Origin of the sequence: Neisseria weaveri (genome assembly GCF_900638685.1) — a bacterium.
Lineage (GTDB): Bacteria > Pseudomonadota > Gammaproteobacteria > Burkholderiales > Neisseriaceae > Neisseria > Neisseria weaveri.
In genome coordinates this window covers 1,362,521-1,386,758 of record NZ_LR134533.1, presented here as the reverse complement: position 1 = coordinate 1,386,758, position 24,238 = coordinate 1,362,521, and the positions used below count along the sequence as shown (strand labels likewise).

Annotated in this window: 37 protein-coding genes; 4 read left to right on the top strand and 33 right to left on the bottom strand. The window is 44.5% G+C overall.

Annotated elements, in window-relative coordinates:
* Nucleotides 1-44: 44 nt before the first annotated feature.
* The 3 genes from EL309_RS06760 to pdxA form a co-directional block, all read right to left on the bottom strand.
* Complete coding sequence (locus EL309_RS06760; RefSeq protein ID WP_004282425.1) at nt 45-548, bottom strand: PepSY domain-containing protein; 504 nt, start codon at nt 546-548, stop codon at nt 45-47.
* Nucleotides 549-770: 222 nt separating this feature from the next.
* A complete protein-coding gene (dksA, locus tag EL309_RS06755; protein WP_004282426.1) occupies nt 771-1,187 on the bottom strand; it encodes an RNA polymerase-binding protein DksA in 417 nt (138 codons plus the stop codon).
* A 286-nt stretch (nt 1,188-1,473) separates the two neighbouring features.
* Nucleotides 1,474-2,451 (bottom strand): 4-hydroxythreonine-4-phosphate dehydrogenase PdxA, encoded by a 978-nt coding sequence (gene pdxA / locus EL309_RS06750; RefSeq protein ID WP_004282428.1) that lies wholly within the window; start codon nt 2,449-2,451, stop codon nt 1,474-1,476.
* Nucleotides 2,452-2,736: 285 nt separating this feature from the next.
* On the opposite strand from pdxA, the gene EL309_RS06745 reads away from it, so the two are divergent.
* Both EL309_RS06745 and ruvC read left to right on the top strand, forming a co-directional pair.
* Nucleotides 2,737-4,020 carry an NRAMP family divalent metal transporter gene (locus EL309_RS06745; RefSeq protein WP_004282429.1) on the top strand — a complete coding sequence of 428 codons (1,284 nt, stop codon included), beginning with the start codon at nt 2,737-2,739 and terminating at the stop codon, nt 4,018-4,020.
* A 149-nt stretch (nt 4,021-4,169) separates the two neighbouring features.
* On the top strand, nt 4,170-4,712 hold the full coding sequence (gene ruvC, locus EL309_RS06740; protein ID WP_004282430.1) for a crossover junction endodeoxyribonuclease RuvC: 543 nt from the start codon (nt 4,170-4,172) through the stop codon (nt 4,710-4,712).
* A gap of 124 nt (nt 4,713-4,836) precedes the next feature.
* Here the strand turns inward: ruvC and rarD are convergent, their stop codons facing one another.
* The 3 genes from rarD to EL309_RS06725 form a co-directional block, all read right to left on the bottom strand.
* The gene (gene rarD, locus EL309_RS06735; protein ID WP_004282431.1) at nt 4,837-5,805 is read right to left on the bottom strand and encodes an EamA family transporter RarD; all 969 of its coding nucleotides are present in this window, start codon (nt 5,803-5,805) and stop codon (nt 4,837-4,839) included.
* 67 nt (nt 5,806-5,872) lie between these two features.
* Entirely contained in the window at nt 5,873-7,099 is a 1,227-nt protein-coding gene (locus tag EL309_RS06730) for a PilT/PilU family type 4a pilus ATPase (protein ID WP_004282432.1), read from the bottom strand.
* Between the two features lie 40 nt (nt 7,100-7,139).
* A complete protein-coding gene (locus tag EL309_RS06725; RefSeq protein ID WP_036494432.1) occupies nt 7,140-8,180 on the bottom strand; it encodes a type IV pilus twitching motility protein PilT in 1,041 nt (346 codons plus the stop codon).
* Nucleotides 8,181-8,457: 277 nt separating this feature from the next.
* Here EL309_RS06725 and EL309_RS06720 point away from each other — a divergent pair, with 277 nt between their 5' ends.
* Both EL309_RS06720 and proC read left to right on the top strand, forming a co-directional pair.
* Nucleotides 8,458-9,159 carry a YggS family pyridoxal phosphate-dependent enzyme gene (locus tag EL309_RS06720; RefSeq protein WP_004282435.1) on the top strand — a complete coding sequence of 234 codons (702 nt, stop codon included), beginning with the start codon at nt 8,458-8,460 and terminating at the stop codon, nt 9,157-9,159.
* Between the two features lie 89 nt (nt 9,160-9,248).
* On the top strand, nt 9,249-10,049 hold the full coding sequence (proC, locus tag EL309_RS06715; RefSeq protein WP_004282436.1) for a pyrroline-5-carboxylate reductase: 801 nt from the start codon (nt 9,249-9,251) through the stop codon (nt 10,047-10,049).
* Nucleotides 10,050-10,247: 198 nt separating this feature from the next.
* Here the strand turns inward: proC and miaB are convergent, their stop codons facing one another.
* From miaB to rplB, 27 genes are all read right to left on the bottom strand, one after another.
* Nucleotides 10,248-11,567: a tRNA (N6-isopentenyl adenosine(37)-C2)-methylthiotransferase MiaB gene (gene miaB / locus EL309_RS06710; protein WP_040669417.1), complete on the bottom strand. Its 1,320-nt coding sequence runs from the start codon at nt 11,565-11,567 to the stop codon at nt 10,248-10,250.
* 30 nt (nt 11,568-11,597) lie between these two features.
* Nucleotides 11,598-11,966 carry a hypothetical protein gene (locus EL309_RS06705; protein ID WP_004282438.1) on the bottom strand — a complete coding sequence of 123 codons (369 nt, stop codon included), beginning with the start codon at nt 11,964-11,966 and terminating at the stop codon, nt 11,598-11,600.
* 414 nt (nt 11,967-12,380) lie between these two features.
* Nucleotides 12,381-12,758 carry a 50S ribosomal protein L17 gene (gene rplQ, locus EL309_RS06700; protein ID WP_004282439.1) on the bottom strand — a complete coding sequence of 126 codons (378 nt, stop codon included), beginning with the start codon at nt 12,756-12,758 and terminating at the stop codon, nt 12,381-12,383.
* A gap of 24 nt (nt 12,759-12,782) precedes the next feature.
* Nucleotides 12,783-13,769 carry a DNA-directed RNA polymerase subunit alpha gene (locus tag EL309_RS06695; protein ID WP_004282441.1) on the bottom strand — a complete coding sequence of 329 codons (987 nt, stop codon included), beginning with the start codon at nt 13,767-13,769 and terminating at the stop codon, nt 12,783-12,785.
* A 25-nt stretch (nt 13,770-13,794) separates the two neighbouring features.
* A complete protein-coding gene (gene rpsD / locus EL309_RS06690) occupies nt 13,795-14,415 on the bottom strand; it encodes a 30S ribosomal protein S4 (RefSeq protein ID WP_004282443.1) in 621 nt (206 codons plus the stop codon).
* An 18-nt stretch (nt 14,416-14,433) separates the two neighbouring features.
* Complete coding sequence (rpsK, locus tag EL309_RS06685) at nt 14,434-14,829, bottom strand: 30S ribosomal protein S11 (protein WP_004282444.1); 396 nt, start codon at nt 14,827-14,829, stop codon at nt 14,434-14,436.
* 19 nt (nt 14,830-14,848) lie between these two features.
* Nucleotides 14,849-15,211 carry a 30S ribosomal protein S13 gene (gene rpsM / locus EL309_RS06680; protein WP_004282445.1) on the bottom strand — a complete coding sequence of 121 codons (363 nt, stop codon included), beginning with the start codon at nt 15,209-15,211 and terminating at the stop codon, nt 14,849-14,851.
* A gap of 59 nt (nt 15,212-15,270) precedes the next feature.
* On the bottom strand, nt 15,271-15,384 hold the full coding sequence (rpmJ, locus tag EL309_RS06675; protein WP_003697674.1) for a 50S ribosomal protein L36: 114 nt from the start codon (nt 15,382-15,384) through the stop codon (nt 15,271-15,273).
* Nucleotides 15,385-15,401: 17 nt separating this feature from the next.
* Entirely contained in the window at nt 15,402-15,620 is a 219-nt protein-coding gene (infA, locus tag EL309_RS06670; protein WP_003684714.1) for a translation initiation factor IF-1, read from the bottom strand.
* 5 nt (nt 15,621-15,625) lie between these two features.
* On the bottom strand, nt 15,626-16,939 hold the full coding sequence (gene secY, locus EL309_RS06665; protein WP_004282455.1) for a preprotein translocase subunit SecY: 1,314 nt from the start codon (nt 16,937-16,939) through the stop codon (nt 15,626-15,628).
* A gap of 12 nt (nt 16,940-16,951) precedes the next feature.
* Nucleotides 16,952-17,386, bottom strand: coding sequence for a 50S ribosomal protein L15 (gene rplO, locus EL309_RS06660; protein WP_004282457.1), 435 nt, complete (start codon nt 17,384-17,386; stop codon nt 16,952-16,954).
* Between the two features lies 1 nt (nt 17,387).
* The gene (gene rpmD / locus EL309_RS06655; RefSeq protein ID WP_004282459.1) at nt 17,388-17,573 is read right to left on the bottom strand and encodes a 50S ribosomal protein L30; all 186 of its coding nucleotides are present in this window, start codon (nt 17,571-17,573) and stop codon (nt 17,388-17,390) included.
* Complete coding sequence (rpsE, locus tag EL309_RS06650) at nt 17,566-18,084, bottom strand: 30S ribosomal protein S5 (protein WP_004282460.1); 519 nt, start codon at nt 18,082-18,084, stop codon at nt 17,566-17,568. The genes rpmD and rpsE overlap by 8 nt, the downstream gene beginning before the upstream one ends.
* Nucleotides 18,085-18,107: 23 nt before the next feature.
* Nucleotides 18,108-18,461, bottom strand: a complete 354-nt coding sequence (gene rplR / locus EL309_RS06645) for a 50S ribosomal protein L18 (RefSeq protein WP_004282462.1) — start codon at nt 18,459-18,461, stop codon at nt 18,108-18,110.
* Between the two features lie 13 nt (nt 18,462-18,474).
* Entirely contained in the window at nt 18,475-19,008 is a 534-nt protein-coding gene (gene rplF / locus EL309_RS06640) for a 50S ribosomal protein L6 (protein ID WP_004282463.1), read from the bottom strand.
* Between the two features lie 16 nt (nt 19,009-19,024).
* Complete coding sequence (rpsH, locus tag EL309_RS06635) at nt 19,025-19,417, bottom strand: 30S ribosomal protein S8 (RefSeq protein WP_004282465.1); 393 nt, start codon at nt 19,415-19,417, stop codon at nt 19,025-19,027.
* Between the two features lie 14 nt (nt 19,418-19,431).
* Nucleotides 19,432-19,737, bottom strand: a complete 306-nt coding sequence (gene rpsN, locus EL309_RS06630) for a 30S ribosomal protein S14 (RefSeq protein ID WP_004282466.1) — start codon at nt 19,735-19,737, stop codon at nt 19,432-19,434.
* Between the two features lie 2 nt (nt 19,738-19,739).
* The gene (rplE, locus tag EL309_RS06625) at nt 19,740-20,279 is read right to left on the bottom strand and encodes a 50S ribosomal protein L5 (RefSeq protein ID WP_004282467.1); all 540 of its coding nucleotides are present in this window, start codon (nt 20,277-20,279) and stop codon (nt 19,740-19,742) included.
* 9 nt (nt 20,280-20,288) lie between these two features.
* Nucleotides 20,289-20,612: a 50S ribosomal protein L24 gene (rplX, locus tag EL309_RS06620; protein ID WP_004282469.1), complete on the bottom strand. Its 324-nt coding sequence runs from the start codon at nt 20,610-20,612 to the stop codon at nt 20,289-20,291.
* A 10-nt stretch (nt 20,613-20,622) separates the two neighbouring features.
* On the bottom strand, nt 20,623-20,991 hold the full coding sequence (gene rplN / locus EL309_RS06615) for a 50S ribosomal protein L14 (protein WP_004282471.1): 369 nt from the start codon (nt 20,989-20,991) through the stop codon (nt 20,623-20,625).
* Between the two features lie 228 nt (nt 20,992-21,219).
* Nucleotides 21,220-21,483: a 30S ribosomal protein S17 gene (rpsQ, locus tag EL309_RS06610; protein WP_004282472.1), complete on the bottom strand. Its 264-nt coding sequence runs from the start codon at nt 21,481-21,483 to the stop codon at nt 21,220-21,222.
* Nucleotides 21,483-21,674 carry a 50S ribosomal protein L29 gene (gene rpmC / locus EL309_RS06605; RefSeq protein WP_004282474.1) on the bottom strand — a complete coding sequence of 64 codons (192 nt, stop codon included), beginning with the start codon at nt 21,672-21,674 and terminating at the stop codon, nt 21,483-21,485. Before rpmC ends, rpsQ begins: the two co-directional genes overlap by 1 nt.
* Nucleotides 21,674-22,090 (bottom strand): 50S ribosomal protein L16, encoded by a 417-nt coding sequence (rplP, locus tag EL309_RS06600; RefSeq protein WP_004282475.1) that lies wholly within the window; start codon nt 22,088-22,090, stop codon nt 21,674-21,676. The genes rpmC and rplP overlap by 1 nt, the downstream gene beginning before the upstream one ends.
* Nucleotides 22,074-22,772 carry a 30S ribosomal protein S3 gene (rpsC, locus tag EL309_RS06595; protein WP_004282476.1) on the bottom strand — a complete coding sequence of 233 codons (699 nt, stop codon included), beginning with the start codon at nt 22,770-22,772 and terminating at the stop codon, nt 22,074-22,076. Before rpsC ends, rplP begins: the two co-directional genes overlap by 17 nt.
* A gap of 10 nt (nt 22,773-22,782) precedes the next feature.
* On the bottom strand, nt 22,783-23,112 hold the full coding sequence (rplV, locus tag EL309_RS06590) for a 50S ribosomal protein L22 (protein WP_004282477.1): 330 nt from the start codon (nt 23,110-23,112) through the stop codon (nt 22,783-22,785).
* A gap of 8 nt (nt 23,113-23,120) precedes the next feature.
* The gene (gene rpsS / locus EL309_RS06585; protein ID WP_002215422.1) at nt 23,121-23,399 is read right to left on the bottom strand and encodes a 30S ribosomal protein S19; all 279 of its coding nucleotides are present in this window, start codon (nt 23,397-23,399) and stop codon (nt 23,121-23,123) included.
* Between the two features lie 5 nt (nt 23,400-23,404).
* The gene (gene rplB, locus EL309_RS06580; RefSeq protein ID WP_004282545.1) at nt 23,405-24,238 is read right to left on the bottom strand and encodes a 50S ribosomal protein L2; all 834 of its coding nucleotides are present in this window, start codon (nt 24,236-24,238) and stop codon (nt 23,405-23,407) included.

Sequence of the window (24,238 nt, the reverse complement as noted above, 5' to 3'; positions counted from 1 at the left end):
AAAAGCCGCCTGACGCAATGTTCAGACGGCCATTGTACTCAAAATTAATCGTAATCGACGCCACTGAAGATAATTTCGCCGCTGTCCGAATCCACTACGACTTTATGAGGCACATTGTCGGTAGAAAGAATTTTCACTTCATAACGTCCGCGGCCGTAGTCGTTATCCAAATCGGCATCAAACACTTGTCCGAGTACTTTCGCTGCCGCAATGTTGATGGCTTTTTCCATGCTGATTTTGTGGCTGCGGGCCGGTTTCCATTCATTCTCAACGCGGTGGCTCAATACTTTTCCGCTTTGCGCGTCAATCACCACATCGTGTTCTTGGTTGCCGTTGCGCAATTCGATTTTATATACCACCGAACCGTATTTGTTTTTCAGATCCAAATTGGTCGCATACCCGCCGAATTGTTTTTTTGCCGCTTCAATGGCCTGAACGGGTTTTACCGCCACATTGGGAACATTATACAAATCGGATTTTGCCGATACCGTTGCAGACATACCTGCCAATGCAGCAACCATTGCCAATGCGTGAAATGCTTTTTTCATATTTTCTTCCTATCTTTTTTGTTGGGATAAAGTATCTGTCTTGCTTTACCGATGAATGCCATTGTAAAGACGAAAAATTATTAAAAAATTAGGTAAGGGTTAAAATGTGTAAACTTCAATTTAACCCGTGCAAACACGGCAACATACAAAACAGCCGTGGCAGAACGAATCCTTTCCCCGGCTGTTTTTATCAGTATCGTTAATGCGTTTAACCGTTTCGCATTAATCGGCAAACTGTTTCTTCAAGTGTTCCCGGCGCTCTTGCGCTTCTACCGACAAAGTCGCAGTCGGACGCGCCAGCAGGCGTTTCAAGCCGATAGGCTCGCCGGTATCCAGACAATAACCGTAATCACCCTCGTCAATCTTGCGGATGGCCGCCTGAACTTTGACCAAGAGCTTTCTTTCACGGTCGCGAGTACGCAACTCCAGAGCATATTCCTCTTCTTGGGTAGCACGGTCTGCCGGATCGGGAGCCGATTCATGTTCCTGCAGGTGGCCTGTAGTAATAGAGGCATTCTCGATCAATTCGTTTTGCAGATTGACCAACAGTTCTCTGAAGAAGGCCAATTGGTCTTCGTTCATATAATCCTCTTCAGGACCGTTCCAATTCAGAATGTCTTTTTCCGTCAACTTTGCCATAGTTATTATCTTCCGCTCGTAAACTTAAGTATTATTGGGAACTTGTATCACTACCTCTAAAAAGTGTCGGCATAATAACATGATTTTCCTGAAAGGCCAGTTTTTACACCCGCTATTTCAAAGCCGTCTGCCTGAAATACCACACTCTTATCAATATTAATGATACGGATTCTGTTTCCTTTCCGACGCTTATCCGAAACCGCGGCGGAACCCCTAAACAAAATCCAGTCATTAATAAAGGTAAGACCCTAAAACAGGCTGCTAAGTTTCAAAAATAATCAAAAACTTATTTATTCCCGCCTACGGCCATTTGATATGCCGCCTCCACCGCGGCAATCAGGCTGCCCGAATCCGCATTACCGCTTCCGGCCAGATCTAAAGCCGTCCCGTGATCAACCGAAGTACGCACAAACGGCAAGCCCAAAGTAATATTCACGCCCTCGCCGAAACCGGCATACTTCAATACGGGCAAGCCCTGATCGTGATACATCGCCAGCACGGCATCCGCACCTTCCAACATAAAAGGCTGAAACAGAGTATCCGCAGGATAAGGCCCTCTGATATCCCAACCCTTTTCACGCAACAAATCCAAAGCCGGAATCACTACTTCGATTTCTTCCCGACCGAGATGGCCGCCTTCTCCGGCATGGGGATTCAAGCCCGCCACCAGAATCCGCGGAGCGGCAATACCGAATTTGGTTTGCAGGTCGCGATACAGAATCTCGGTTACCGAACACAGCAAAGGCACGGTTATGGTATCGGCCACATCGCGCAAAGGCAGATGGGTCGTCGCCAACGCCACCCGCATACCGCCGCCGGCCAACATCATCACTACTTGCGGCGTCCGGCTTTTCTCCGCCAAATATTCGGTATGGCCGCTAAACGCCAAGCCCATATCGTTGATGATGCCTTTATGCAGAGGCGCGGTAACCATGCCTGAAAACCGGCCGGACTGTATGCCGTCGTATGCGGTATCCAGCAACTTCAACACATACGCCGCATTGTTCACATTCAGACGGCCTGCCTCACACGCTTCCGCCAGCGGAATATGCACAACATCCAAGCAGCCCTGCTCCGGTGCTTGGTCGGCGTATTCACGGATGCGGACGGGTTTACCCAACTGCTCCGCACGCTGCTTGAATAATGCCTTATCTCCCAATACGACACAGCGGCACGGCAAATCGGTTAAAGCCAAGTCCAAACAAATATCCGGCCCGATGCCCGCCGGCTCGCCGCTGGTTACGGCCAATACAGCCTGTTTCATAAGATTGATCCTGCTTTTTTTTGCGAGAAAGGGCTATCTTATAGCCTTGTTGCGACAGTGGCAAGAAAGCGATACATCGGCTTTTCGACATTAAATAATGAAATTTAATTTCAAAAACAATAAAAATACAAATTTTTAGTTTAAATAATTAGAAAATTAAATATGATTATTTCATTCATAACGAAATAATTTTTTAATTTTTAAGATAAGATTCCGTCTCTGCTTCAGAGGCCGTCTGAAAAATAACAGACACCATCCGATTAAGCCTTATCAGGATAAAACGCTATGCAAACCCCTTCAGAAAAACCGACACTGGATTCCGTTTCCCCCGTATCTACCTGGCAAAGCAAGCTGCACGCCTTGGGACCGGGCATTCTGCTGTCTTCGGCAGCAGTCGGCGGCTCCCATCTGATTGCCTCAACCCAAGCCGGCGCGTTATACGGCTGGCAGCTCGCTATTATCATCATTTTGGCCAACCTGCTGAAATACCCGTTTTTCCGTTTCGGCGTGCATTACACGTTAGACTCCGGCAAAACGCTGGTGGAAGGTTATGCCGAACGCAGCCGTATCTATTTATGGGTGTTCTTCGCGCTCAACATCGCTTCCTCCACCATCAGCTCCGGAGCATTGGCACTGATTACCGCCGTGATTCTCAAAATGGCTTTTCCTGCCGCCGATTTGCCTGTCAACCTGTTGGCAGGCAGTGTAATGGCAGCGACACTGTTGATTGTACTTCTGGGACACTACCGCGTATTGGACAAAGTCACCAAAGCCATCATGTTCAGTCTGACGCTGGCCACCCTTGCCGCCGTTATCATTGCCGCCGGACAAGGCGCGCAGAAGGTTCCGGATTTTATCGAGCCCTCCCCGTGGAACATGGCTTCTTTTGCCTTTATTGTCGCCTTAATGGGTTGGATGCCTGCACCGTTGGAAGTTACCGCCATCAACTCGATGTGGGTTACCGCCAAACAGAAACTGGATCCGGCCAACTACCGTGATGCCATGTGGGATTTCCATGTCGGCTATATCGTTTCGGCGGTATTGGCCATTATTTTTCTGGCTTTGGGCGCACTGGTGCAATACGGCAACGGCGAAGAAGTGAAATTGGCAGGCGGTGCTTATATCGGCCAACTGATTAATATGTATGCCTCCACCATCGGCGATTGGTCGAGACTACTGGTTGCCTTTATCGCCTTTGCCTGCATGTTCGGCACAACCATTACCGTGGTCGACGGCTACGGACGGGTCAACGCCGAAGCGCTGCGTGTAATGCTGAAACAGCCGAAACTGAATATGCGCATGGTCGGATTGTGGACATGCTGGCCGGCTTTTTCAGGCATGGCCGTGATTTTATGGTTTAACAGCGCCTTAGGTGAAATGCTGAAATTCGCCATGATTTCCGCATTCCTGACCGCGCCCGTGTTTGCCTGGCTAAACTACCGTTTGGTAAAAAACAGCGACAAGCACGCTGTTTCAGGCGGCATGAATTTTCTTGCCATGCTCGGCTTTGTTTATCTGGTGGGTTTTGCCATCGTGTTTGTATTGAACCTGAGCGGAATCCTCGTATAAATTTTCAGACGGCCTCCTTTCATAAAACGAAAGCTTATTTGTCCAAACAAATAAGCTTTCTTTCTGTCCAAGTTTCCCATCTTCGCCCAACAACCGACTTCCTATATAATCCGTTTTCTTCCCACCAACAGGCCGTCTGAAAAAACGATATGCATACCGACACCGTCCGCGTTTTAGGCATCGATCCCGGCAGCCGCGTTACCGGCTTCGGAGTCATCGACGTGCGCGGCCGCGAGCATTTTTACGTTGCTTCCGGCTACATCAAAACCCCGGCCAATGCGCCGCTGGCCGAACGCATTGCCGTCATCACCGAAAATCTCGACGAAGTCATCACCACATACCGGCCGCAACAGGCCGCCGTCGAACAGGTATTTGTCAACGTCAACCCGGCGGCAACGCTGATGCTCGGACAGGCGCGCGGAGCGGCAATGGCGGCGTTGGTCATGCGCAAACTGCCCGTGTTCGAATACACCGCGCTGCAAGTCAAGCAGGCCGTTGTCGGACAAGGCAAAGCCGCCAAAGAACAAGTACAGCATATGGTCGTACAAATGCTCGGCTTATCCGGCACGCCGCAAAGCGATGCGGCAGACGGCTTGGCCGTCGCCCTGACCCACGCCCTGCGCAACCACAGTCTCGCCGCGCAAATCCGACAAGGGGGTCTGCAAGTGAAGCGCGGACGCTTTCACGGCTGATCGTATGCCGCACATACCGCCGCAATATCCAAAAGGCCGTCTGAAATTTCAGACGGCCTTTTTTTCAGACGGCCTCCCTAGCCGCCCAACCGATTAAGCGCAGTACCGCAACAATTGCTACGGCTCAAACGCGCTGGACAAAACTGTTTTTCTGTTTCTGCCAAATTCCCAGCAAATACACCGCCACGCCCAGCCACACCCAAACATAACCGATAAAGCGGCTCATACTGAATGCTTCCTGAAACACCAGCAAGCCGATCACAAACTGACAGGTCGGCGAAAAATACTGAATCATGCCCAGATTACTCAAAGAAATACGCTTGGCTCCGGCAGCGAACAGCAGCAGCGGAATCGTCGTTACCGCTCCCGAACCCAGCAAAATCCCCATCTGCAACGGCGGCAACTCGGAAAACACCAGCTCCCCGCGCCAACCGCACCACAGCAAATAACCCAAAGCAAACGGCAACATCATCAGCGTTTCCAGAGCCATGGCCGGCAGCACGTCCAACGGCGCTTTTTTCCGCAGCAAACCGTACAACCCGAAGCTGACAGTCAATATCAACGCCACCCACGGAATACGCCCGCTCGGCAATGCCAGCCACAAAATTCCGACAACAGCCAAACTGATGGCGGCCATCTGAATCCGGTTCAGCCGTTCGTTGAAAAAAATCCGTCCCAACCAAATGCTGAACAAGGGCGAAATAAAATAACCCAAACTGGCATCCAGCACATGATTGTGCTTAATCGCCCACAAATACACCAGCCAATTAACCGAAATCGCCGCAGCGGAAGCTAAAAAAGTGAGCAGCACCCGCTTATCGCCCATTGCCGAACGCAACACCGGCCATTGACCGAACCCGACCGCCAGCAATACGGAAAACACCGCCGACCACACGACACGCTGCGCCAACAGTTGATCCGCGCCCAAAGCCGAACCGGCCAACGGATACCAATACAGCGGAAACAATCCCCAAATCGCATAGCAGCCGAAGGCATACCACAACCCTTTTTTTGCTTCGCCCGCACCGTCAGATATCCGTTCCACCATCATCACCCATCTGCCCGTTCGATATTCCAAACCGGCATTCACCATTTCAAAATAAACAGGCCGTCTGAAAAAATACGGTAATTTTCAGACGGCCTCCTGTCATGAAGACAAATTACATCAGATTCAAATCACTGATCCGTTCATACAGCCGTTCAGGCTCGCCGCCTTCCTCTTTCAGCTGGATACGCAGGCGCAAATCGTTGGCCGAATCGGCATGACGCAACGCTTCTTCGTATTCCACCTGCTCGGAAACATAGAGATCGAACAAATGCTGGTCAAACGTCTGCATACCCTGATCACGCGAACGTGCCATCAAATCTTTGAGATGCATCAGATCACCTTTGAAAATCAAGTCCTGCATAGCCGGCGTATTCAGCAGCAAGTCCACAATCGCCATACGCTGCGCACGGAATTTTTTCGCAATCAAACGCTGAGCCACGATACCGTTCAAATTCAACGCCAAATCTACCAAGACCTGTTCGTGCCGTTCTTCGGGATAGAAGTTCAAAATCCGCTCGACCGCCTGAGCGGCGTTGTTGGCATGCAGGGTAAACACGCACAAGTGACCCGTTTGCGCCAATTGCATGGCATATTCCATGCTTTCCGCATTGCGGACTTCACCGATACACACCACATCCGGCGCCTGACGCATGGCATTCTGCACCGCCATTTGCCAATTCGGCGTATCAATACCGATTTCGCGCTGGGTAATAATGCAGCGGCGCGGTTTATAAAGGAACTCAATCGGATCTTCAATGGTAATGATATGGCCCGGCACCTTGTTATTGCGGTAATCCAACATCGAAGCCATTGTGGTCGACTTACCCGAACCGGTCGCGCCGACCAACGCCAGCAGTCCGCGCGGTTTCACAGCCAACTCTTTCAAGCTTTCCGGCAAACCCAATTCTTCGATAGTGGGAATGTTTTGATTGATTTTACGCAAAACCAAACCGACACGTCCCTGTTCGCGGTACGCATTCACGCGGTAACGCGTATTGCTGCGCGACTGCACCGAATAATTCAACTCCAGATTGCTGTTAAACATCGCCATCTGCTGTTCGTTCATGGTCGATTGCGCAATCGCCGCCGTATCCGCACCGGTCAGCGCCTTGTGCGGAATCGGAGTCAATACGCCGTTGACTTTCAACGCAGGCGGATAACCGGCGCTGATAAAAATATCGGAAGCATTGCGCTGCTCGGCATCGGCACACATGCGGTCGAGAATCGGGTGCATGTGCGAACCCAACTCCGCAGGCGTCGGAATATGCGCTTTGTTTTTTTCGGCATATACCTGCACCATTTCGCTGAGCAAACTGTGTAATGTGTTTGTATCACTCATATCGACAAGCCTTTATCTTTATTGAAATTTTCAGACGGCCTTAGAATACCGTATCGGAATATTGGGCTTTACTGCGCGCCACTTCCGGCGTAATCGCGCCTTGACGCAGCAGGTTTTGCAAAGCCTGATCCAAAGTCTGCATGCCGTGTGCCTGACCGGTCTGCAAGGCCGAACCGATTTGGGCAATTTTGTTTTCGCGGATCAGGTTGCGCACCGCCGGCGTTGAAATCAAAATCTCATGCGCCGCCACGCGGCCGTTGCCGTCGCGCGTTTTCAGCAGCGTTTGCGAAATCACCGCACGCAAACTTTCCGACAACATCGAACGTACCATCTCTTTTTCCCCTGCCGGGAATACGTCTACGATACGGTCGATGGTTTTGGCCGCGCCCGTCGTATGCAGCGTACCGAACACCAAGTGGCCGGTTTCCGCCGCCGTTAATGCCAAGCCGATGGTTTCGGGATCCCTCATCTCACCAATCAGAATTACATCCGGGTCTTCACGCAGCGCCGAACGCAGAGCGGCGGCAAAACTGTGGGTATGCTCGTGCAGTTCGCGTTGGTTGATCAAGGCTTTTTTACTTTGATGCACAAACTCAATCGGGTCTTCGATGGTCAGGATGTGGCTGGGTTGGGTATCGTTGATATAGTTGATCATCGCCGCCAGAGTGGTCGATTTACCCGAACCGGTCGGGCCGGTAACCAACACCAAGCCGCGCGGGCTGTCGGCGATTTTTTGAAAAATACGCGGTGCTTTTAAATCTTCCAGCGTCAAAACATGGCTGGGTACGGTACGGAAAACCGCTGTCGGGCCGCGGAACGACATAAATGCGTTCACACGGAAACGTGCCACATTGGGCAACTCGAAAGAAAAGTCCACTTCCAGATTCTGCTGGAAGAGTTTGCGTTGGTGATCGTTCATCACCGATGTAATCATATGCCCCACTTCTTCGCTGCTCATTTCCGGCAAATTAATGCGGCGGATATCGCCGTGCACACGGATCATCGGCGACAATCCAGAACTCAAATGAAGGTCGGACGCTTTGTTTTTTACGCCAAACGCGAGTAAATCAGTAATCTGCATAATGCGCTTTCTTTTATTATCGATAATTTTTTTCAAACAAATACAGCAATTCCGGCAAATACCGTAAAATCCCTTATACGGCAGATAAACTTACCGTCGGCACAAACCGGCAGACGCCCCCTTGCCGTACAATAAAACCCAATCTGCCTGTTTTCGCTGATTTAACAATTGTAAATAATAATAACAGTTCAAACCAAATAAAACGCAATTATTTTCAGACGGCATGAAAAATCAAGCCGACCCGATACAACACTTTGCCTGTTCATACGGATAAATTATGGATTTTCTGCACAACAACCTTCAAAACGTTCTCAGCCGAATCCGCACCGTCTGTCTGCAATCCGACCGCGCCGAAAACGCCGCCTCCCTGATTGCCGTCAGCAAAACTTTCCCGGCCGAAGACATCCGAACGGTTTACCGCTGCGGCCAGCGCGATTTCGGCGAAAACTACATCCAGGAATGGTATGCCAAAACCGACGAACTGGCCGACTGCCCCGATATTGTTTGGCATATTATCGGCGATATCCAATCCAACAAAACCAAATACGTTGCCGAACGCGCCCACTGGGTGCATACCGTAAGCCGTCTGAAAATTGCCGAACGTCTCAGCCACCAACGCCCAACCCATATGCCGCCGCTGCAAATCTGCATCGAGGTGAACATTGCACAAGAGCCAAACAAACACGGCATTGCGCCTGAAGATGTCCTGCCGCTCGCCCGCGAACTCATCAAACTGCCCAAGCTGGCCCTGCGCGGCTTGATGTGCGTTGCCAAAGCAGACTGCAGCGAAACCGAGTTAAACCGACAATTCCAAACCATGCGCAATCTGTTGGCAGAGCTTAACCAAGCCGGTATTGCAGCAGATGTTTTGTCGATGGGCATGTCGTCGGATATGGAAACCGCCATCCGCAACGGTGCCACCCACGTGCGTATCGGCAGCGCCATTTTCGGCAACCGCCAATACGCCCAATCAACATAAACACAGCAAACAATATCTGTATACCCCATCAACCGTATCCAACCGGATTTTTTCAGACGGCCTCCCATGCCGACAATCAAAGGACAAATATGACCATCTACTTTCTCGGCGGCGGCAATATGGCCACTGCCATTGCACAGGGCCTGATCAAACAAGGCAACCATAACATCCACATCGCCAACCGCAGCGTGGAAAAACGCGAAAAATTAGCCCGAACTTTAAGCGTTACCGTTTCCGAAACCTTGCCGGCACTGACCAAAAATGATGTTTTGATTCTGGCAGTTAAGCCTCAAGACATGAAAGCCGCCTGCGCGCCTATCCAAACCAACGGCGCACTGATTCTGTCCGTTGCCGCAGGCTTAAGCATAGACACCTTAAGCCGGTATCTGGGCGGCACGCGGCGCATTATCCGAACCATGCCCAACACTCCGTCGCAAATCGGCCTAGGCATATCGGGTTTATTTGCCGAAGCCAACATCACCGAATCCGACAAACAGCAAGCCGAACAAATTATGCAGGCTGTCGGCCAAACTGTTTGGCTGCAAACCGAAAACGATATCCACGCGATTACCGGCATCAGCGGCAGCGGCCCTGCCTATATTTTCTACCTAATGAATGCCTTATCCGCCGCTGCCGAACAGCAGGGATTTACGCCCGATGCCGCGAAACAGCTGACCTTAGCAACATTCAAAGGTGCCGTCATGCTCGCCGAACAGAGCGGCGAACCGTTTTCCACGCTACAACAGCAAGTCACTTCCAAAGGCGGTACAACCTATGCCGCACTACAAAGCTTCGAACAAAACCGCTTAGCCGAAACCATCCGACAAGGCGTTGAAGCCTGTGTTCAACGCTCCCAAGCGTTAGCCGACGAATACAGCCAAAACCCGTGAGCTATCGGTTTAATCGGCTATTTCCATACTATCCGTTTACGTCAGGCCGTCTGAATTTTCAGACGGCCTTTAACGATTACAGGTTCATCGGAATCAAATAAGTATGAAACTGAAACGGCATATCCAACATCAAGATACGATGAAGCCGTCTGAAAACAGCGTTTTTTCAGACGGCCTCCATATTCAAAAAGCTTCAGATTACACCAACTCTCCACGCAGCGAGAAAGTAAATGCTTCGGTAATTTTGATATCTACCATCTGGTTAATCAAATCAACGCTGCCTGTAAAATTCACTACACGGTTGTTTGCGGTACGGCCTTGCAATTGGTCAGGGTCTTTCTTGGACACACCTTCCACTAGGCAGCGTTGCACCGTTCCCAACATACTTTGATTGATACGCGCGGTTTCCGCTTCGATAACTTCGTTCAACGCCTCCAAACGACGGACTTTTTCTTCTTGCGGCGTATCGTCCGGCAAATTCGCCGCAGGCGTGCCGGGACGTGGACTGTAAATAAATACAAAACTCAAATCGAACGCGATATCTTTTACCAGTTTCAAAGTCTGCTCAAACTCTTGCTCGGTCTCTCCCGGAAAACCGACAATAAAATCCGAACTCAAACACAAATCGGGACGAATAGCACGAAGCTTGCGGATAATCGATTTATATTCCAAAGCAGTATAACCGCGTTTCATTGCAGACAGCACGCGGTCTGATCCGCTTTGAATCGGCAAATGCAAATGTGAAACCAACTTTGGCAAATCACGATAACACTCAATAATGCGGTCACTAAACTCTCTCGGATGACTGGTCGTAAAACGCATACGCTCAATACCCGGAATTTCATGCACAATACGCAGCAACATGGCGAAGTCGCAAATCTCACCGTCTTCCATTTCGCCACGATAGGCATTCACGTTCTGTCCCAACAAATTAATCTCTTTCACACCCTGTTGTGCCAGGTTCGCAATTTCCGTCAAAACATCATTCAAAGGACGTGAAAACTCTTCGCCACGGGTATAAGGAACAACACAAAAACTGCAATACTTAGAACATCCTTCCATAATCGACACGAAAGCGGAACCGCCTTCAACTCTCGCCGGAGGAAGGTGGTCAAACTTTTCAATCTCAGGGAACGAAATATCAACTTGAGAACGACCCGTTTCTTTTTTCTCATCAATCAGTTTCGGCAAACGATGCAAAGTTTGCGGGCCAAACACTACATCAACAAACGGAGCACGCTTAACGATTTCTTCACCTTCTTGCGAAGCCACGCAACCGCCCACACCGATAATCAAATTCGGATTCTTGGCTTTTAACGATTTTACACGTCCCAAATCCGAAAATACTTTCTCTTGGGCTTTTTCACGCACAGAACAGGTATTGAATAAAATAATATCTGCTTCTTCAGCCTCACCGACCTGCACCAACTCATCATCTTCTGCAAGCACAGACAACATTTTTTCAGAATCGTACTCATTCATCTGACAACCAAAAGTACGAATAAAGACTTTTTTCATAAAATCAACATCCAATTCAAAACTTGAAACTTACTTCTTATGCTGCATAAATTTCGCATATTCCGCTTCAGTTAAAATCCAAATCTCATCAACTTGATTATTGCGAACCCGCACCGCAATATGCTTTCCAATATTTGCACCTAATTTACCACTCACAATGAAACGGTTTCGTTCATCACGAACTCTCAAAGCGGGACTCATCTCCAAAAGAGCATCATTATTCACCAGGCCTAAAGTAATGACTTCCGTAAATCCCAACGTATTGTTACCAAGAACCAACTGGGATCCTTGCACGCTTTTTAATTTACCAACAGACATATCCGCAGGAACCATTCTCTGAGCCCAAGAAAATACAGAAAAACCCAACAGCAAGATAAACAGCAGACCTTTAGACTTCATTATTCCCCCCTTTTTTATTTAAACATTCATATTCAAATATTTTATCAATTTAGATTTTGCAATCATTACAAATTAAATTGTAATTCTGACATAAACTCAACACTTAGCTTGATTTACATTTACTCAATCTGATATTCAAGCATTTCAGCTTATCAGGATCCTTGTAAATCTTTTGGCACTAATGCTTTAAAATAAAAGCCAAAATACTGGTACAAAAAAATCGATCGAAGTATAAGATAATAAGTCAAACTAACCATTAGCTCATTTTTCTTACTTAATCAAAATAATCTTTTGGAATAATTAATTTTTATAAATCACAAAAGCAGCATTATACCTAAACAAATCAAAAACATAAAAGAAAACCAGCCATTTTAGGCTGGTTTTACGACATCTGCAATTGAGTGTCAATTAAGCTTATTCAGCGCTGGCCTCAGGAACACGATCAACCAACTCAACCAATGCCAAAGGAGCATTATCGCCTTTACGGAATCCGTATTTCAAAATACGAACATAACCACCATTGCGACTTGCAAAGCGAACACCTAAATCGTCAAATAATTTAACCACTACATCACGATCGCGAGTACGGCTGAAAGCCAAACGACGGTTAGCCAAAGAAGGCTTTTTACCTAAAGTGATCAACGGCTCAACTACACGACGCAACTCTTTAGCTTTAGGCAAAGTAGTTACAATAGTTTCATGAGTCAGCAAAGAATTTGCCATATTGCGCAGCATCGCAGCGCGATGACTGCTAGTGCGGTTTAATTTACGATTGCCATTACGATGACGCATGTCATTATCCTTTAATATTCAAACTTAAGGCTTTTCCAAACCCACAGGTGGCCAAGCTTCTAGTTTTGATCCCAACGTCAAACCTTTAGATGCCAAAACTTCTTTGATTTCATTCAAAGATTTGCGACCTAAATTTGGCGTTTTTAACAACTCGGTTTCGGTGCGTTGGATCAAATCACCAATATAATAAATATCTTCAGCTTTTAAGCAATTAGCTGAACGTACGGTTAATTCCAAATCATCTACTGGGCGCAATAAAATAGGATCGATTGGAGGCGCTTTTTCTTCCACCTCCTCAACCGGTGTTCCTTTTAAGTCTGCAAAAATAGACATTTGGTCAATTAAGATACGTGCTGCACTGCGAACAGCCTCTTCAGGATCAATAGAACCGTCTGTTTCAATATCCAAAACCAAACGGTCTAAATCGGTACGCTGCTCAACACGTGCAGGTTCAACTTCAAAGCTAACACGGCTAATGGGCGAAAAGCTCGCATCCAATTGAATTGCACCAATTTGTTTATTTTCATCGCGCAACGCACGACGACCAGAAACAGATTGATAACCACGGCCTTGCTCTACCTTAATTTCCATCTCAATTTGACCATTATCAGATAAATGGCAAATCAAGTGATCTGGGTTGATAATCTCAACATCGTGCGGCAATTCAATATCACCGGCAACTACAGGACCAGAACCAGATTTTTTCAAAGTTAACTGGACTTGGCTACGTCCATGTAATTTAAATACCACACCTTTGAGATTCAAGAGAATGTCAACCACATCCTCTTGAACTCCATCAACAGTAGAGTATTCGTGCAAAACGCCTGAAATCACAACTTCAGTCGGAGCAAAACCATTCATGGATGACAGTAAGATACGACGCAAAGCATTACCTAAGGTATGGCCGAAACCACGCTCAAATGGCTGCATAGACACTTTGGCACGTGTAGTGGACAAAGTATCAACATCAATTTGACGGGGTTTCAAAAATTCGGAAGTGCTATTTTGCATTTAACTGTCCCTCACTTAGCTAGCATTATTTAGAGTAGAACTCAACCACCAGCTGTTCATTAATATCGCCAGACAACTCTGAACGATCAGGCATATTTTTAAATACACCTTCCATTTTTGGAGCATCAACAGAAACCCAGCTAGGCATACCGATTTGTGCTGCCAATCCTAGTGCTTCTTGAATACGAACCTGCTTCTTCGCTTTTTCACGAACTGCAACTACATCACCTGCCTTAACTTGGAAAGACGGGATGTTAACTACTTGACCGTTTACAGTAATGGCTTTATGAGAAACCAGCTGACGCGCTTCAGCACGAGTAGAGCCAAAACCCATACGGTAAACAACATTATCCAAACGAGATTCTAACAATTGCAAAAGCAGCTCACCAGTAGAACCTTTACGACGGGAAGCCTCTGCAAAATAACGGCGGAATTGACGCTCTAAAACGCCATAAATACGACGGATTTTTTGCTTTTCACGCAATTGCAAGCCATAATCAGACAAGCGAGGCTTTTTAGCACCATGCTGACCAGGAGCAGAATCCATCTTACATTTGGATTCCAAAGAGCGACGAGCGCTTTTTAAAAACAAATCCGTGCCTTCGCGGCGTGCTAATTTACATTTAGGGCCGATATAACGTGCCATATCTCAATCACTCCAATATTAAATACGACGTTTCTTAGGCGGACGACAGCCGTTATGAGGCAACGGAGTAACGTCAGTAATGCTAGTAATTTTGAAACCAAGAGCGTTGAGCGCACGAATAGAAGATTCACGACCCGGACCAGGACCTTTAATACGAACTTCTAAATTTTTAACGCCATACTCTTGGGCAACTTTACCAGCTGCTTCTGCAGCTACCTGAGCTGCAAATGGTGTACTTTTACGTGAACCTTTAAAACCAGCACCACCAGAGGTAGCCCAAGATAACGCATTGCCTTGGCGGTCGGTAATAGTAATGATGGTATTGTTAAAAGACGCATGAACATGAACAATACCTTCGCTAACGGTTTTACGTACTTTTTTACGTACACGCGAAGCTGTGTTTGCTTTAGCCATTAATTAATTCCTTACAAAATTATTTTTTACCAGCAATTGCTTTACGTGGACCTTTACGTGTACGCGCATTAGTACGCGTACGTTGACCACGACATGGTAAACCACGACGATGACGGAAGCCACGATAGCAGCCCATATCCATCAATCGTTTGATGCTCATGGTTACTTCACGGCGCAAATCACCTTCTACTTCATACTTAGCCACTTGCTCACGCAAAGCTTCAAGTTGAGTCTCGTCTAAATCTTTAACTTTTGTACTAGCCACTATGTTTGCAGCTTCACAAATCAACTTAGCGCGAGTAGCGCCAATACCATAAATAGCTTGCAAGCCAATTACGATATGGGCGTTATTAGGGATATTTACCCCTGCGATACGAGCCATATTTTTTCCTTTAAGGGCAAAAGTTTGTCACTATACCATAAAAAAACAGACAAGCCAAATTAGCCTTGACGTTGTTTATGGCGTGGATCGGTACAAATTACACGAACTACACGATTACGACGAATAATCTTACAGTTACGGCAAATTTTCTTCACTGAAGGTTGTACACGCATGTCTTTCCTTTCATTAATTATCTTGCTCGGAATACAATACGAGCACGGGTTAAATCATAAGGTGTAAGCTCTACAGTTACTTTGTCACCTGGAGAAATACGAATATAATGCATTCTCATCTTTCCAGATATATGACCCAATACAACATGGTCATTTTCAAGCTTAACTTTAAAAGTCGCATTAGGTAAGGTTTCCAAGATCTCACCTTGCATTTGTATGGTATCTTCTTTAGCCATAATTCTTATTTACGTGATAATGATCTCATATCAGCGCGCTTCATCAGATGCTCATATTGTTGCGTCATTCTGTACGAGGCAATTTGAGTACTGAAATCCATAGTTACCACAACAAGAATCAACAAAGATGTCCCTCCTAAATAAAAGGGAATGTTTAATGCCGTTGTTAAAAACTCAGGAATCAAGCATATTATTGTAATATACAATGCGCCAAAAAAAGTTAATCGTAGCACTACTGTTTCTAAATATTTTGCAGTCTGTACTCCAGGCCTAATCCCAGGCACAAATGCACCACTTTTCTTCAAATTTTCAGCCATCTCTTTTGGACTAAACACCAATGCTGTATAAAAATAACAGAAAAAGATAATAGCTGAAGAAAATAACAATATATAAATAGGTTGGCCATGCTGCAGTAAAGCAGCTATTTGCCCTAACAAACTATCAGTTGAAGTCGAACCAAACCAACTAAAAATTGTAGAAGGAAAAAGTATAATACTTGAAGCAAAAATAGGTGGGATTACACCAGCCATATTCAATTTAAATGGCATATGAGTATTTTGGCCTTGAGCAATACGATTACCAATTTGACGTTTAGCATAATGCACCGGGATTTTTCTCTGTGCACTTTCAAAAAAAACTACTGCATAAATCAATATAAATACGCCAATTACTATAGAAACAGCCATTAACATACTTATTGAACCCTGTCTAGTTAAAGTCCACAATTGAACAATACCAGAAGGAACTCCTGAAACAATACCTGCAGTAATAATTAATGAAATCCCATTACCAATACCACGTTCAGTAATCTGCTCTCCCAGCCACATTAAAAACATCGTACCGGTCACCAAACAAACAATCGTAGATACATAAAACTCAAACTGCGACGTTACTACTACACCTTGTTGAAAAACAAAAGTTGCAACACCAAAACTCTGCAAAAGTGCTAATAAAACAGTACCATAACGAGTATATTTTGTAATTATCTTGCGACCAGCCTCCCCTTCTTTTTTTAATAACTTCAACGAAGGAAATATTTCTGATGCCAATTGCACAATAATTGAAGCAGAAATATATGGCATGATACCAATAGCAAAAATACTGAAGCGCTCAAGAGAACCGCCTGAGAACATATTTAACATTCCCAAAACGCCCCCTCCTGCGCTTTCATAAAGTTTAGCAAGAGCAGCTGCATCCACACCTGGTACAGGAATATGAGCACCAATTCGAAAAACGATTAACGCACCTAGCAAAAATAATACTCGACTCTTTAAGTCGCCAAATTTTGCCAAACCTGATAAAGATTGTTGAGTAGCCACTTAAATAAAACCTTATTCTTCTACTTTACCACCAGCAGATTCGATGGCAGCTTTTGCACCTTTAGTTACCTTAACACCTTTTAAAGTAACCGCTTTATCAAGTTCACCAGAAGCAATCACTTTTACATTTGATGCATTAGCAGAAATTAACCCGGCTTGCTTTAATGCCAAAATATCAATAACATCAACTGCAACTAATGCCAATTCACTCAAACGAACTTCAGCGTTAACTAAAGAAGTTAAAGACTTAAAGCCTCGTTTAGGTAAACGACGCTGTAAGGGCATTTGACCACCTTCAAAACCTACCTTATGAAAGCCACCTGCACGACTCTTCTGTCCTTTATGCCCCCTACCACAAGTCTTACCCAAACCACTACCAATACCACGACCAACTCGGCGAGCTGAATGAGTAGCTCCTTCAGCTGGTTTAATTGTATTTAAGAACATCTTAAGACTCCACTTTTAAAAGGTAGCTGATCTTGTTGATCATACCACGATTTTCTGGGGTATCTAGCACCTCAACCGTATGCTCTCTATGACGCAAACCCAAACCACGTGCACAAGCACGATGTGATGCAATAGTACCAATTAAACTTTTAATCAAAGTTATCTTAATTTTCTTTTGCTCAGTCATGGTTAATTCCTAAAATTTCATCTACAGTTAAACCACGTTTAGCAGCAATATCAGCAGGTGTGTATAACTTAGACAAACCGTCCAATGTGGCTCTTACGATATTATACGGATTGGTTGAACCGTGAACTTTAGCAGAGATGTTATGGACACCCATAGCATCAAAAACTAAGCGCATTGGACCACCAGCTTTTACACCGCTACCCTCTTTAGCAGGTTGCATAAATACTCGTGTTGCACCATGACGACCAATTACTTCATGATGAATTGTTCCATTTTTCAATGGCACTTTAATCATGGAACGACGTGCCTGATCCATTGCTTTCTGTACGGCCACAGGTACTTCTTTAGACTTACCTTTACCCATACCAATACGACCATCACCATCACCGACAACAGTCAACGCTGAAAAGGCCATAATACGACCACCTTTTACAACTTTCGTTACACGGTTAACAGCAACCATTTTTTCAATTAAGCCGTCGCCACGTTCTTCAATTTCATGTTTTGCCATATTAAAGACTCCAATACCTATCCCTAGAAGCTCAATCCATTTTCTCTCGCAGCTTCAGCCAAAGCTTTTACACGACCATGGTATTGAAAACCCGAACGATCAAAAGCAACACGCTCAACACCGACTGCTTTAGCTTTTTCTGCTATGCGCTTACCAATCAAGGTAGCAGCTTCAACATTACTACCTGATTTCAACATTGTGCGCACTTCCGCTTCTAAAGTTGATGCCTGAGCAAGTACTCTATCACCTTCAGCACTAATTACCTGCGCATAAATATGATTATTTGTACGGAATACGCACAATCTAATCACTTTTAAGTCCGCAATTCGTGCACGAGTTTTGCGTGCACGACGGAGTCTGGTTATATGTTTATTCATTACTAAGCCTCAATTATTTTTTCTTGGTTTCTTTCATTACCACAACTTCACCAACATAACGAACACCCTTACCTTTATAAGGCTCTGGAGAGCGAAATGCGCGAATCTCTGCAGCAACTTGACCAATAACTTGCTTATTTGCACCAGCTAACACAATCTCAGTTTGAGATGGCGTTTGCACTGACACACCAACAGGCATTTCATAAACAATCGGATGAGAAAAGCCTAGAGACAAATTTAAAATATTTCCTTGAGCTTGGGCTCTATAACCAACACCAATAAGCTGTAATTTTTTCTCAAAACCCTCACTAACGCCTTTAACCATATTATTTACAAGGGCACGGATAGTACCAGACATTGCATTAGCGTGCTTACTATCATTAGCAGCCGAAAAAGTTAAAGAGCCGTCAATTAATTCGACATTTACATCAGTAGACAAAGGAAGCGACAACTCACCATTTTTACCTTTGACTGTCAAATTATCTGTTCCAAATTTCACTTCAACACCAGCAGGAACAGTCACTGGATTTTTAGCTACACGTGACATTTAAATATCTCCTGCACTATGCAACAAAACACAACAACTCACCACCAACACCCTCCAATCGAGCTTTACGGTCAGTCATTACGCCTTTAGAAGTACTAATAATCGCAACACCTAATCCATTCATTACAGTAGGAATATTTGTTGCTCCTTTATATACACGCAATCCAGGACGTGAAACACGCTTAATCTGTTCAATTACCGGACGACCCGCATAATATTTCAGTTGAATATTTAGTACAGGTTTTTCATCTGTACTTACAATAAAATCCTCAATATAACCTTCTTCTTTTAAAACATTCGCAATAGCACATTTTAGTTTTGAGGAAGGCATAGACACCGCAACTTTATTAGCTCGCTGAGCATTACGAATACGGGTCAACATATCGGAAATAGGATCATGCATACTCATTTTATAACCCTCTATTACCAGCTAGCTTTAACAACACCCGGAATTTCGCCACGCATTGCGATTTCACGGATTTTAATTCGGCCCAAACCAAACTTACGGAATGTACCACGAGGACGACCAGTCAAAGCGCAACGACGACGTTGACGAACAGGAGCTGCATTACGAGGAATAGCCTGAAACCTCAAGCGTGCTTCAAAACGCTGTTCATCAGTAGCATTCGAATCATTAATAATAGCAAAAATTGCTTCACGTTTCGCAGCATACTTTTTAGCCAATGCAGCACGTTTAGCTTCACGATTAATAAGTGCTTTTTTAGCCATAATTATCCCTTAAATGGAAATTTAAACATAGATAACAAGGCCTTAGCCTCTTCATCAGTTTTTGCTGTGGTAGTAATGGTAATATTTAAACCACGTAGAGCATCTATTTTATCGTATTCAATCTCAGGAAAAATAATCTGCTCTTTAACACCCATATTATAATTTCCACGACCATCAAATGACTTGCCACTTACACCACGAAAATCTCTAACTCGCGGCAAAGCAATCGTAATCAAGCGATCTAGAAACTCAAACATCTGGTTACGGCGCAATGTTACTTTACATCCAACAGGGTAATTATCACGAATTTTAAAACCCGCTATAGACTTACGAGCAACAGTTACTACAGGTTTCTGACCTGATATTTTCTCTAGATCAGCAACAGCATGCTCCATAACCTTTTTGTCAGCAACTGCTTCACCAACACCCATATTCAAAGTAATTTTTTCAATACGGGGGACTTCCATAATTGATTTGTAGTTAAATTGCTTCATCAATTCAGGAACAACCGTGCTGTTATAAAAATCTCTTAAACGTGCCATATTTACTCCTTACGCACCAACAGCCGAACCAGTTGACTTAAAGACACGAACTCTTTTAACCTTTCCTTCTTCTTCAACTAGTTTAATACCGATACGATCTGCTTTATTTGTTTCTGGATTAAAAATTGCAACATTAGAAATATTTAAAGGCATATTCTTCGTCACAATACCACCCTCAACTCCGCGAATAGGATTAGGTTTTTGATGGCGCTTTACAACATTAACACCCTCAACAACAACTTTATCCCCCATTACGCGAACAACTTGACCTTTTTTGCCTTTGTCTTTACCAGCAATTACAAGTACCTGATCACCTTTAATAATCTTATTCATAGTGCAATCCTTATAGAACTTCAGGAGCCAATGAAACGATTTTCATAAAGCGCTCTGTTCTTAGTTCACGAGTTACCGGCCCAAAAATACGAGTACCAAGGGGTTCCAATTTATTATTTAACAAAACAGCAGCATTGTTATCAAATTTAATCAAGGCTCCATCAGGACGACGAACACCTTTTGCGGTACGAACAACTACTGCACTATACACGTCACCTTTCTTGACACGGCCACGTGGCGCAGCATCTTTAACTGCAACTTTAATAATATCGCCAACTGAAGCATAGCGACGTTTAGATCCGCCCAAAACCTTAATGCACATAACACGACGCGCACCAGAGTTATCAGCAACATCTAAGATGGTCTGCATTTGAATCATTTTATTACCTTTAAATAAACCAACTTAATTTACCACTTTCAAGAATACAATTAAATATTGAACTTAACAGTACCAATGAAACCAATTTGAGGTTCTAGTAAACCAGTCTTGGGCCCCGAAGGGAAGAATACTTCTACAAGAAAGTAGAAAGTAAGAAACGAAGTTTACAGGAAAAAAATTATTCCAGCAACACTTCGCTTCTGTTTTAAGAATAAACTGTAATAATTATTATACAGCTCTTACTTTCTCAACCAATTCTGTGACAACCCAAGATTTAGTCTTTGACACCGGACGAGATTCTGAAATCACAACCACATCACCAATATTATATTGATTTTGCTCATCATGCGCATGAATCTTAGTCGAACGGCGAATAATTTTACCATATAAAGGATGCTTAACTTTCCGCTCAACTAAAACAGTAACTGTTTTGTCCATCTTATTACTAACGACTTTACCCTGTAAAGTACGAATATTTTTAACTTCGCTCATTATTTAGCACCTTTTTCAGTTAGAATGGTTTTAATACGAGCAATATCACGACGAACTTTTTTCAATTCACTTGGCTTACCCAGTTGACCACTTGCATTTTGCATACGTAAACCGAATTGAACTTTTAACAAATCAAGTAAATCAGCATTTAATTGCTCAACAGATTTGCCCTTTAATTCACTAGCCTTCATTATTGACCTACCTGTCTAACTACAAATGTTGTTGGAATTGGCAATTTTGCTGAAGCCAATTCAAAGGCCTCTCGCGCCAAAGACTCTGGCACACCATCCATTTCATAAAGCATTTTACCAGGCTGAATTTCAGCTACGTAGTATTCAGGAGAACCCTTACCCCCACCCATACGGACTTCCGCTGGTTTTGCAGTAATTGGCTTATCTGGAAATACTCGAATCCAAATTCGACCACCACGTTTAATGTGTCGAGTCATTGTACGACGCGCAGCTTCAATTTGACGAGCAGTTAAACGACCACGACCAACGGCCTTTAAACCAAACTCACCAAAACTTACTTTATTACCACGCGTAGCAATACCTGTATTACGACCTTTATGCTGTTTGCGGTATTTCAGTCTAGTTGGCTGCAACATGACGAGAACCCTTTCTTTGTTTTTTTTCTTGTTCAGGTTTTAACTTAGCACCTTTATCAGAGCTTTCATCTGTATAAACCCAAACTTTCAAACCTAACACACCGTATGTAGTATGCGCTTCGCTAGTTGCGTAATCCACATTTGCTCGCAGAGTATGCAATGGCACACGGCCTTCTCTATACCACTCACTGCGTGCAATATCAGCACCATTCAAACGACCTGAAGTCATGATCTTAATGCCTTTAGCGCCAACACGCATAGCATTTTGCATAGCACGTTTCATAGCACGACGAAATTGAACACGTTTTTCCAATTGCTGTGCAATTCCATCAGCAATAATTTGAGCATCCAGTTCAGGTTTACGTATTTCTTCAATATTTACATGAACAGGTACACCCATTAAAGCTTGCAAATCGCGTTTCAAAATTTCGATATCTTCACCTTTTTTACCAATTACAACTCCAGGTCTAGCAGAGTGAATAGTAATACGAGCAGATTTGGCTGGACGCTCAATAACAACTCGACCAACAGAAGCATTAGCTAAACGCTTTCTTAAATACTCTCGAACATCAATATCTTGCTTCAAAACGGTAGAAAACTCGTTACTTTTGGCAAACCATTTAGATGACCAGTCTTTAGTTACCGCCAGGCGAAAGCCTGTAGGGTTAATTTTTTGTCCCATAGCTTTTCCTTCAGTTACCTACTGTTACATTAATATGACAAGTTTGTTTTTCAATACGATTACCACGCCCTTTAGCTCGTGCTTGGAATCGTTTCAGACTAGGTCCTTTATCCACAAAAATAGTCACTACTTTTAATTCATCAATATCAGCGCCATTATTATGCTCTGCATTCGCAATAGCTGATTCCAAAACTTTCTTGATTAACTCAGCACCTTTTTTTGGACTAAATGTCAAAATACTTAAAGCTTGAGCTACATTTTTACCACGAATCATATCTGCAACTAAGCGTGCTTTTTGTGCAGAAATACGAGCGTTTTTATGTTGTGCACTTACTCTCATAGTTCACCTTATTTCTTTTTAGCTTTTTTATCAGCCAAATGGCCTTTGAAAGTACGAGTCAATGAGAATTCACCCAATTTATGACCAACCATATTATCACTGATAAAAACAGGAACGTGAGTACGACCATTATGAACTGCAATTGTCAGACCAATAAAATCTGGCAAGATAGTGGAACGACGCGACCAAGTTTTAATAGGTCTTTTATCGTTGCTTGCGCGAGCAGCATCTACTTTCTTGAGCAAATGCAGGTCTACATATGGGCCTTTTTTTAATGAACGAGCCATATCAATTAACCTTTATTAGAGTAACGACGACGAACAATCATATTATCCGTGCGTTTATTATTACGAGTGCGATAACCTTTAGAAGGGGTACCCCATGGACTAACTGGCTCACGTGCCTCACCAGTACGTCCCTCGCCACCACCATGAGGATGATCAACAGGGTTCATGACTACACCGCGAACTGTTGGACGAATCCCTCTCCAACGATTAGCACCTGCTTTACCAATTTTCTTAAGGCTTTGTTCTTCATTGCCTACCTCTCCGATAGTGGCTCGACAATCAATATGTATTTTTCGAACCTCACCTGAACGCAAGCGAACCTGTGCATAAATACCTTCTTTAGCCAATAAGACTGCAGACGCACCGGCAGAGCGTGCGATTTGAGCACCTTTACCAGGTTTCATTTCAATACAGTGAATAGTCGTACCAACAGGTATATTACGAATCGGTAAAGTATTACCTGTTTTAATAGCAGCCTCTGCACCAGAAACTAAAGTTGCTCCAATTTGAACACCACGAGGAGCAATAATATAGCGACGCTCACCATCCGCATAACACAACAGAGCAATAAATGCCGTACGATTTGGATCATACTCAATACGCTCAACTTTAGCCGGAATACCATCTTTATTTCGCTTAAAGTCAATTAAACGATAATGATGCTTATGACCTCCACCCTTATGACGAGTAGTAATGTGACCATTATTATTACGGCCAGCAGTAGAATTTTTCTTTTCTAATAAAGGAGCATATGGAGCACCTTTATGTAAGCCCTCTACCACTACACGCACCATCCCACGACGGCCAGCAGAAGTAGGCTTCATTTTCACAATAGCCAT

What these genes read in the sequence shown, in the direction of transcription:
- EL309_RS06695 (WP_004282441.1), bottom strand. Translation starts at nt 13,769, where the DNA reads ATGCAAAATAGCACTTCCGAATTTTTGAAACCCCGTCAAATTGATGTT.
- rpmD (WP_004282459.1), bottom strand. Translation starts at nt 17,573, where the DNA reads ATGACTGAGCAAAAGAAAATTAAGATAACTTTGATTAAAAGTTTAATT.
- rpsQ (WP_004282472.1), bottom strand. Translation starts at nt 21,483, where the DNA reads ATGAGCGAAGTTAAAAATATTCGTACTTTACAGGGTAAAGTCGTTAGT.
- rpsH (WP_004282465.1), bottom strand. Translation starts at nt 19,417, where the DNA reads ATGAGTATGCATGATCCTATTTCCGATATGTTGACCCGTATTCGTAAT.
- EL309_RS06725 (WP_036494432.1), bottom strand. Translation starts at nt 8,180, where the DNA reads ATGCAGATTACTGATTTACTCGCGTTTGGCGTAAAAAACAAAGCGTCC.
- rplF (WP_004282463.1), bottom strand. Translation starts at nt 19,008, where the DNA reads ATGTCACGTGTAGCTAAAAATCCAGTGACTGTTCCTGCTGGTGTTGAA.
- rplR (WP_004282462.1), bottom strand. Translation starts at nt 18,461, where the DNA reads ATGAATAAACATATAACCAGACTCCGTCGTGCACGCAAAACTCGTGCA.
- rplN (WP_004282471.1), bottom strand. Translation starts at nt 20,991, where the DNA reads ATGATTCAAATGCAGACCATCTTAGATGTTGCTGATAACTCTGGTGCG.
- EL309_RS06720 (WP_004282435.1), top strand. Translation starts at nt 8,458, where the DNA reads ATGGATTTTCTGCACAACAACCTTCAAAACGTTCTCAGCCGAATCCGC.
- rplO (WP_004282457.1), bottom strand. Translation starts at nt 17,386, where the DNA reads ATGTTCTTAAATACAATTAAACCAGCTGAAGGAGCTACTCATTCAGCT.
- rarD (WP_004282431.1), bottom strand. Translation starts at nt 5,805, where the DNA reads ATGGTGAATGCCGGTTTGGAATATCGAACGGGCAGATGGGTGATGATG.
- rpsN (WP_004282466.1), bottom strand. Translation starts at nt 19,737, where the DNA reads ATGGCTAAAAAAGCACTTATTAATCGTGAAGCTAAACGTGCTGCATTG.
- rplV (WP_004282477.1), bottom strand. Translation starts at nt 23,112, where the DNA reads ATGAGAGTAAGTGCACAACATAAAAACGCTCGTATTTCTGCACAAAAA.
- rplQ (WP_004282439.1), bottom strand. Translation starts at nt 12,758, where the DNA reads ATGCGTCATCGTAATGGCAATCGTAAATTAAACCGCACTAGCAGTCAT.
- rplX (WP_004282469.1), bottom strand. Translation starts at nt 20,612, where the DNA reads ATGAATAAGATTATTAAAGGTGATCAGGTACTTGTAATTGCTGGTAAA.
- rpsS (WP_002215422.1), bottom strand. Translation starts at nt 23,399, where the DNA reads ATGGCTCGTTCATTAAAAAAAGGCCCATATGTAGACCTGCATTTGCTC.
- rpsD (WP_004282443.1), bottom strand. Translation starts at nt 14,415, where the DNA reads ATGGCACGTTATATCGGCCCTAAATGTAAATTAGCACGCCGCGAAGGC.
- EL309_RS06760 (WP_004282425.1), bottom strand. Translation starts at nt 548, where the DNA reads ATGAAAAAAGCATTTCACGCATTGGCAATGGTTGCTGCATTGGCAGGT.
- rplP (WP_004282475.1), bottom strand. Translation starts at nt 22,090, where the DNA reads ATGTTGCAGCCAACTAGACTGAAATACCGCAAACAGCATAAAGGTCGT.
- rplB (WP_004282545.1), bottom strand. Translation starts at nt 24,238, where the DNA reads ATGGCTATTGTGAAAATGAAGCCTACTTCTGCTGGCCGTCGTGGGATG.
- dksA (WP_004282426.1), bottom strand. Translation starts at nt 1,187, where the DNA reads ATGGCAAAGTTGACGGAAAAAGACATTCTGAATTGGAACGGTCCTGAA.
- rplE (WP_004282467.1), bottom strand. Translation starts at nt 20,279, where the DNA reads ATGGCACGTTTAAGAGATTTTTATAACAGCACGGTTGTTCCTGAATTG.
- rpsC (WP_004282476.1), bottom strand. Translation starts at nt 22,772, where the DNA reads ATGGGACAAAAAATTAACCCTACAGGCTTTCGCCTGGCGGTAACTAAA.
- pdxA (WP_004282428.1), bottom strand. Translation starts at nt 2,451, where the DNA reads ATGAAACAGGCTGTATTGGCCGTAACCAGCGGCGAGCCGGCGGGCATC.
- rpmC (WP_004282474.1), bottom strand. Translation starts at nt 21,674, where the DNA reads ATGAAGGCTAGTGAATTAAAGGGCAAATCTGTTGAGCAATTAAATGCT.
- ruvC (WP_004282430.1), top strand. Translation starts at nt 4,170, where the DNA reads ATGCATACCGACACCGTCCGCGTTTTAGGCATCGATCCCGGCAGCCGC.
- EL309_RS06745 (WP_004282429.1), top strand. Translation starts at nt 2,737, where the DNA reads ATGCAAACCCCTTCAGAAAAACCGACACTGGATTCCGTTTCCCCCGTA.
- proC (WP_004282436.1), top strand. Translation starts at nt 9,249, where the DNA reads ATGACCATCTACTTTCTCGGCGGCGGCAATATGGCCACTGCCATTGCA.
- rpsM (WP_004282445.1), bottom strand. Translation starts at nt 15,211, where the DNA reads ATGGCTCGTATCGCAGGGGTAAATATCCCTAATAACGCCCATATCGTA.
- rpmJ (WP_003697674.1), bottom strand. Translation starts at nt 15,384, where the DNA reads ATGCGTGTACAACCTTCAGTGAAGAAAATTTGCCGTAACTGTAAGATT.
- EL309_RS06705 (WP_004282438.1), bottom strand. Translation starts at nt 11,966, where the DNA reads ATGAAGTCTAAAGGTCTGCTGTTTATCTTGCTGTTGGGTTTTTCTGTA.
- infA (WP_003684714.1), bottom strand. Translation starts at nt 15,620, where the DNA reads ATGGCTAAAGAAGATACCATACAAATGCAAGGTGAGATCTTGGAAACC.
- rpsK (WP_004282444.1), bottom strand. Translation starts at nt 14,829, where the DNA reads ATGGCTAAAGCAAACACAGCTTCGCGTGTACGTAAAAAAGTACGTAAA.
- miaB (WP_040669417.1), bottom strand. Translation starts at nt 11,567, where the DNA reads ATGAAAAAAGTCTTTATTCGTACTTTTGGTTGTCAGATGAATGAGTAC.
- rpsE (WP_004282460.1), bottom strand. Translation starts at nt 18,084, where the DNA reads ATGGCAAAACATGAAATTGAAGAACGTGGCGACGGCTTAATTGAAAAA.
- EL309_RS06730 (WP_004282432.1), bottom strand. Translation starts at nt 7,099, where the DNA reads ATGAGTGATACAAACACATTACACAGTTTGCTCAGCGAAATGGTGCAG.